Below are 5,778 nucleotides of genomic sequence, written 5' to 3'. Positions count from 1 at the left end.
ACCAGGAGGTCCTGCTCGGTGGCGAGGGGGAGACCCTCACCATCCGCCACGACTCCCTGCACCACAGCAGCTTCATGCCGGGCATCCTGCTCGGCGCGCGCCGTGTGGTGACCGCTCCGGGCCTGACCGTGGGCCTGGAAAACTTCCTCGACCTGGACTGAGGCCGCAGCAGTCATGGGCGGAAAGATCACGTACTTCTTCCTCGCCACCGTGCTGGTGATCGTCTTCGGCGTGGTGGCGCTGGAGGGCGTACTGCTCCTCCTCACCGGCGAGCCGGCCGCGATGGGCATGGGCGCGGTGGCTTTCGTCCTGCCGTTCATCGGGGCGTGGTTCCTCTGGCACAACACCCGCTTCGCGCGCGACGCCCACCGGCTGGCACGTGCGCTGGAGGCCGAGGGCGGCCTGCCGGTCGACGACCTGACGCGGACGCCCGGCGGCCGCATCGACCGGGACGCCGCCGACGCGGTCTTCGCCCGCCGCCGGGCCGAAACCGAAGAGTCCCCGGGCGACTGGCGCACCTGGTTCCGCCTCGCCGTCGCCTACCACGACGCCCGCGACACCCCCCGCGCCCGCAAGGCCATGCAACGAGCCATCACCCTCCACGACACCGGCACCCGGTAACACCACCCCCGCCGGGGTACGGGCTACGGGGCACGGGAAATACCTCCCGCCCCCACCCGGAATACCTGCCGCCCCCAGCTGGTTGTGGCCCGCAGGGGGGGTCTCGTATCCCTTAGGGGATCTGTTCGACCGCTCCCTAAGGGGCTTGAGCGCCCCAACCCCTAAGGGCGATACTCCGCCGCCCACGCCTCCAGGACGTCCGTCGCCCGCTCGAATGCCGCCGGGCGGGTGAGGAAGTCGCCGCTGTGGTCGGTCACCAGGGCCCGCAGCGGGGCGCCCTGGCGACGCTCGACGATCAGTGCCTGACCCTGTACGGTCCGCGGCAGTCCCAGCCAGCGCACCGGCTGCTGACGCGTCCGGACCGAGGCGATGGCGTGCCAGGGTTCGGTCGTCGTCCGCAGCAGGTGCACCTGCCGCAGGCCCTGCGCGCTGACCCAGACGCCCACCCGCAGCAGGCGCAGGGCGAAGGCGATCGCCAGGGCTCCCACCGCGGCGACGGTGAGGGCGCCCGGCGGTGAACCGGCCATCGCGATGATCATCGCGGAGAGCAGGACGAACGACGCGAGCAGCAAAAACACCGCCGCCGCCCCTACGCGCCACGGTCCGGGGCGGTAGGGACGGCGCCAGTGGTCGGGCTCGTCGTACGGCAGCGCGGCCGATTCCGCGGCACGGTCGGCGAGCTCGCGGTCTGCCGTCAGAAAGGGCAGGGGCACGGCTGATCCTCACTCGGGGCTACGCAGCACTCAGGACGTGCTGACGGAAGCTGTGACCGGTGAGGTTATCGGTACGGGAGGGACGGAACCACTCCGCCCGCTCCACCCGCGTGCCCTGGCCGCTCAGTGACGGGCGGCCTCGGAATGATGCACCCGATTCGACGTGGAGCTGTCCTGCTGCAGTGCGGGAACGCCGAACAGCAGGGCGCCGGCCAGGCCGCCCACAACGGTCAGGGTGATCAGTGACTGGCCGACGAGCTGCACGCGGGACATGCGCTCGCGCGGCGGGGGAGTGATATTGCTGCGGAACCGGTCTGCCTCGGCAAGGAAGGCGAACGGGACGGGTTCTCGCCGGCGGAACATGAGGGGCTCTCCTAGGAACCTCGAAGTGGGCACTGTCACAGGGTTAGACGTCTGCGGCGCCCGATTGGTGCCCGTTTCCCGAGACTTCTGTGAAAAATGTCAACCCCCGCTCCGCGGCCCTGTCGTAGAGCGTCCGTTTTGCGGCTAACGCGGCATCACGCCGCATTTACTGGACTGTCAGTGGCGGGCCGTAGGCTGGTCGCGCACGAGGATCGAATGGAAGGAACCGCCGGTGTCCCCTACCCCCGCCGACAGCCCCGAGAGCGCCGAGTCCGCCGAGGACGCAGCCGTCCGCTTCCGGAGCGACGTGACGGTCGAGCTGGTCAAGCACAGCGCCGCGGACAGCGACGTGCTGTGGGCGGCCCGGGTCTCCACGGCCGGCGAGCAGTCCCTGGAGGAGCTCCAGAAGGACCCGGAGCGCTCCAAGGGCCTGATCAACTTCCTGATGCGGGACCGGCACGGCAGCCCCTTCGAGCACAACTCCATGACGTTCTTCATCAGCGCGCCGATCTTCGTCTTCCGCGAGTTCATGCGGCACCGCGTCGGCTGGTCGTACAACGAGGAGTCCGGCCGCTACCGCCAGCTGGAGCCGGTCTTCTATGTCCCCGGGGAGTCCCGCAAGCTCGTCCAGCAGGGCCGTCCCGGCAAGTACGAGTTCGTCGAGGGCACCCGGGCGCAGCATGAGCTCACCGGCCGCGTCATGCAGGATTCCTACCGCCAGGCGTACGACGCGTACCAGGAGATGCTGGCCGCCGGCGTCGCCCGCGAGGTCGCCCGCGCGGTGCTCCCGGTCGGTCTCTACTCCTCCATGTACGCGACCTGCAACGCCCGCTCGCTGATGCACTTCCTCGGCCTGCGGACGCAGCACGAGCAGGCGAAGGTGCCGTCGTTCCCGCAGCGCGAGATCGAGATGGTCGGCGAGCAGATGGAGGCCCACTGGGCCAATCTCATGCCGCTCACGTACGGCGCGTTCAACGCGAACGGCCGGATCGCCCCGTAAGGACCGGACCGTCGGCCGACTGCCTCGGTGTGCGCGGATGAGCGCGCCAAGTGTCCGGATTGCGGCACTTTAAGAAGTTCATCTAGGCTGAACAAACGGACCCGGCACTGCTTGAACCCCCGAGCAGGCAGTGCCGGAGTCCACATCCCTGCTCCCCGGAGGCGCATCCCGCGGTGAGCTACGAGTAGCGTGGGACCCATGGCTCCGACTTCCACACCGCAGACCCCCTTCGGGCGGGTGCTCACCGCCATGGTCACGCCGTTCACGGCGGACGGCGCCCTCGATCTCGACGGCGCGCAGCGGCTCGCCACCCAACTGGTTGACGCCGGCAACGACGGCCTCGTCCTCAACGGCACCACCGGAGAGTCCCCGACCACCACCGATGCGGAGAAAGCGCAGCTGGTCCGCGCCGTGGTCGATGCGGTCGGCGACCGTGCGTTCATCCTGGCCGGAGCCAGTACCAACGACACCCGGCACAGCCTCGAGCTGGCCCGCGCCGCGCAGGACGCCGGCGCCCACGGCCTGCTCGCGGTGACGCCGTACTACAGCAAGCCCCCGCAGGAGGGCCTGTTCCGCCACTTCACGGCCATCGCGGACGCCACCGACCTGCCGGTCATGCTCTACGACATCCCCGGCCGCAGCGGCGTCCCGATCAACACCGAGACCCTCGTCCGCCTCGCCGAGCATCCCCGGATCGTCGCGAACAAGGACGCCAAGGGTGACCTCGGCCGCGCCAGCTGGGCCATCGCCCGCTCCGGCCTGGCCTGGTACAGCGGCGATGACATGCTCAACCTCCCGCTGCTCTCGGTCGGCGCGGTCGGCTTCGTCTCCGTCGTCGGCCACGTCGTGGCCCCCGAGCTGCGCGCGCTCCTGGACGCCCACCTCAACGGCGACGTCACCAAGGCCACCGAGATCCACCAGAAGCTGCTGCCCGTCTTCACCGGTATGTTCCGTACCCAGGGCGTGATCACCACCAAGGCCGCCCTCGCCCTCCAGGGCCTGCCCGGCGGTCCGCTGCGGCTGCCGCTCGTCGAGCTCTCGGCCGAGGAGACCGAGCAGCTCAAGCGCGATCTCGCCGCCGGCGGGGTACAGCTCTGAACACAGACTTCACAACTGAATACGGACCAACAATCGCCTATAGCAAGTGCACGAATGTCATGCGCGCCACGTGCCCCGACGGCAGCGTGGCGCGTGTGGTGAGGAGAGTCTTTTGAGTCATCCGCATCCTGAGCTCGGCGCCCCGCCGAAGCTTCCCAAGGGCGGCCTGCGCGTCACCCCGCTCGGTGGCCTCGGCGAGATCGGCCGCAACATGACGGTCTTCGAGTACGACGGCCGGCTGTTGATCGTCGACTGCGGAGTGCTCTTCCCCGAGGAGGAGCAGCCCGGAATCGACCTGATCCTGCCGGACTTCTCGTCCATCAGGGACCGCCTCGACGACATCGACGGCATCGTGCTCACGCACGGCCACGAGGACCACATCGGCGGCGTCCCCTACCTCCTGCGCGAGAAGCCGGACATCCCCCTCATCGGCTCCAAGCTGACCCTCGCCCTGATCGAGGCCAAGCTCCAGGAGCACCGCATCCGGCCGTACACGCTGGAGGTCGCCGAGGGCGAGCGCGAGCGCCTCGGGCCGTTCGACTGTGAGTTCGTCGCGGTCAACCACTCCATCCCGGACGCCCTGGCCGTCGCCATCCGCACCCCCGCGGGCATGGTCGTGCACACCGGCGACTTCAAGATGGACCAGCTTCCGCTGGACCGCCGCCTCACCGACCTCCCGGCCTTCGCCAGGCTCGGTGAGGAAGGTATCGACCTCCTCCTCAGCGACTCCACGAACGCCGAGGTCCCGGGCTTCGTCCCGCCGGAGCGCGACATCTCCAACGTTCTCCGCCAGGTCTTCGCCAGCGCCCAGAAGCGGATCATCGTCGCCAGCTTCGCCAGCCATGTGCACCGCATCCAGCAGATCCTCGACGCGGCTCACGAGTACGGCCGCCGGGTCGCCTTCGTCGGCCGCTCGATGGTCCGCAACATGGGTATCGCCCGTGAGCTGGGCTATCTGAGCGTGCCGGCCGGTCTGGTCGTCGACGTCAAGACCCTCGACGACCTCCCGGACGACGAGGTCGTGCTGGTCTGCACGGGCTCCCAGGGGGAGCCGATGGCCGCCCTCTCCCGGATGGCCAACCGCGACCACCAGATCCGCATCGTCCAGGGCGACACGGTGATCCTGGCGTCGTCCCTCATCCCGGGTAACGAGAACGCGGTCTACCGCGTGATCAACGGACTTACCCGCTGGGGCGCCAACGTCGTCCACAAGGGCAATGCCAGGGTCCACGTCTCGGGCCACGCCTCGGCCGGCGAGCTGCTGTACTTCTACAACATCTGCAAGCCGAAGAACCTGATGCCGGTGCACGGCGAATGGCGCCATCTGCGCGCCAACGCCGAACTGGGCGCCCTGACCGGTGTCCCCAAGGACCGGATCGTCATCGCCGAGGACGGTGTGGTGGTCGACATGGTCGACGGCATCGCCAAGATCACCGGCAAGATCCAGGCCGGCTACGTCTATGTCGACGGCCTTTCGGTCGGCGATGTCACCGAGACCCACCTCAAGGACCGCCGCATCCTCGGCGAGGAGGGCATCATCTCGATCTACGTGGTCGTGGACAGCGGCACCGGCAAGATCGTCGGCGGCCCGGACATCCACGCCCGTGGCTCCGGCATCGACGACGCGGCTTTCTCCGCCGTCGTCCCCAAGATCGAAGAAGCCCTGAGCAAGTCGGCCCAGGACGGCATCACCGAACCCCACCAGCTCCAGCAGCTGATCCGCCGCTCGGTCGGCCGGTGGGTGTCGGACAACTACCGCCGTCGGCCGATGATCCTCCCCGTGGTCGTCGAGGTCTGACGCGCAGGGTCATACGACCGTACTCAAGTCGGAGCGGGGCGCCTGGATTTGCATCCGGGCGCCCCGCTCCAGTACGTTTACGGCTCCGCCTGAACGGGAAACACCGGACGCCTGTGCGCCCGGAGCCCTTCCCGCCAGCGGGTGGAATTCCGGCCCAGAGAAATCTGATAAAGTCGGATCAGCCG

7 protein-coding genes are annotated in these 5,778 nt (G+C 68.9%); 5 read left to right on the top strand and 2 right to left on the bottom strand.

From position 1 onward, the window contains the following. Together AZE13_RS25910 and AZE13_RS25905 are read left to right on the top strand one after the other, a co-directional pair. Positions 1–161 (top strand): dihydrodipicolinate reductase C-terminal domain-containing protein (locus AZE13_RS25910; RefSeq protein ID WP_309302227.1); only part of this gene is annotated, 161 nt, incomplete at its 5' end. A 13-nt stretch (positions 162–174) separates the two neighbouring features. Beyond that, positions 175–621, top strand: coding sequence for a hypothetical protein (locus AZE13_RS25905; RefSeq protein WP_066936821.1), 447 nt, complete (start codon positions 175–177; stop codon positions 619–621). A 161-nt stretch (positions 622–782) separates the two neighbouring features. Here the strand turns inward: AZE13_RS25905 and AZE13_RS25900 are convergent, their stop codons facing one another. Then, a complete protein-coding gene (locus tag AZE13_RS25900) occupies positions 783–1,334 on the bottom strand; it encodes a PH domain-containing protein (RefSeq protein WP_066936818.1) in 552 nt (183 codons plus the stop codon). Positions 1,335–1,457: 123 nt separating this feature from the next. Then, entirely contained in the window at positions 1,458–1,697 is a 240-nt protein-coding gene (locus AZE13_RS25895) for a hypothetical protein (RefSeq protein ID WP_066936815.1), read from the bottom strand. A 232-nt stretch (positions 1,698–1,929) separates the two neighbouring features. Between AZE13_RS25895 and thyX the strand changes: the two genes are divergently transcribed. The 3 genes from thyX (at position 1,930) to AZE13_RS25880 (ending at position 5,593) form a co-directional block, all read left to right on the top strand. Next, positions 1,930–2,697: an FAD-dependent thymidylate synthase gene (gene thyX, locus AZE13_RS25890; RefSeq protein WP_079124371.1), complete on the top strand. Its 768-nt coding sequence runs from the start codon at positions 1,930–1,932 to the stop codon at positions 2,695–2,697. A 198-nt stretch (positions 2,698–2,895) separates the two neighbouring features. Then, a complete protein-coding gene (gene dapA / locus AZE13_RS25885; RefSeq protein ID WP_066936813.1) occupies positions 2,896–3,795 on the top strand; it encodes a 4-hydroxy-tetrahydrodipicolinate synthase in 900 nt (299 codons plus the stop codon). A 112-nt stretch (positions 3,796–3,907) separates the two neighbouring features. Then, positions 3,908–5,593 (top strand): ribonuclease J, encoded by a 1,686-nt coding sequence (locus tag AZE13_RS25880; RefSeq protein ID WP_066936810.1) that lies wholly within the window; start codon positions 3,908–3,910, stop codon positions 5,591–5,593. Positions 5,594–5,778 lie beyond the last annotated feature (185 nt).

It is taken from the genome of Streptomyces sp. NBRC 110611 (assembly GCF_001590865.1).
In the GTDB taxonomy this organism is placed as follows: domain Bacteria; phylum Actinomycetota; class Actinomycetes; order Streptomycetales; family Streptomycetaceae; genus Streptomyces.
This window is presented reverse-complemented; position numbering and strand designations above follow the sequence as displayed.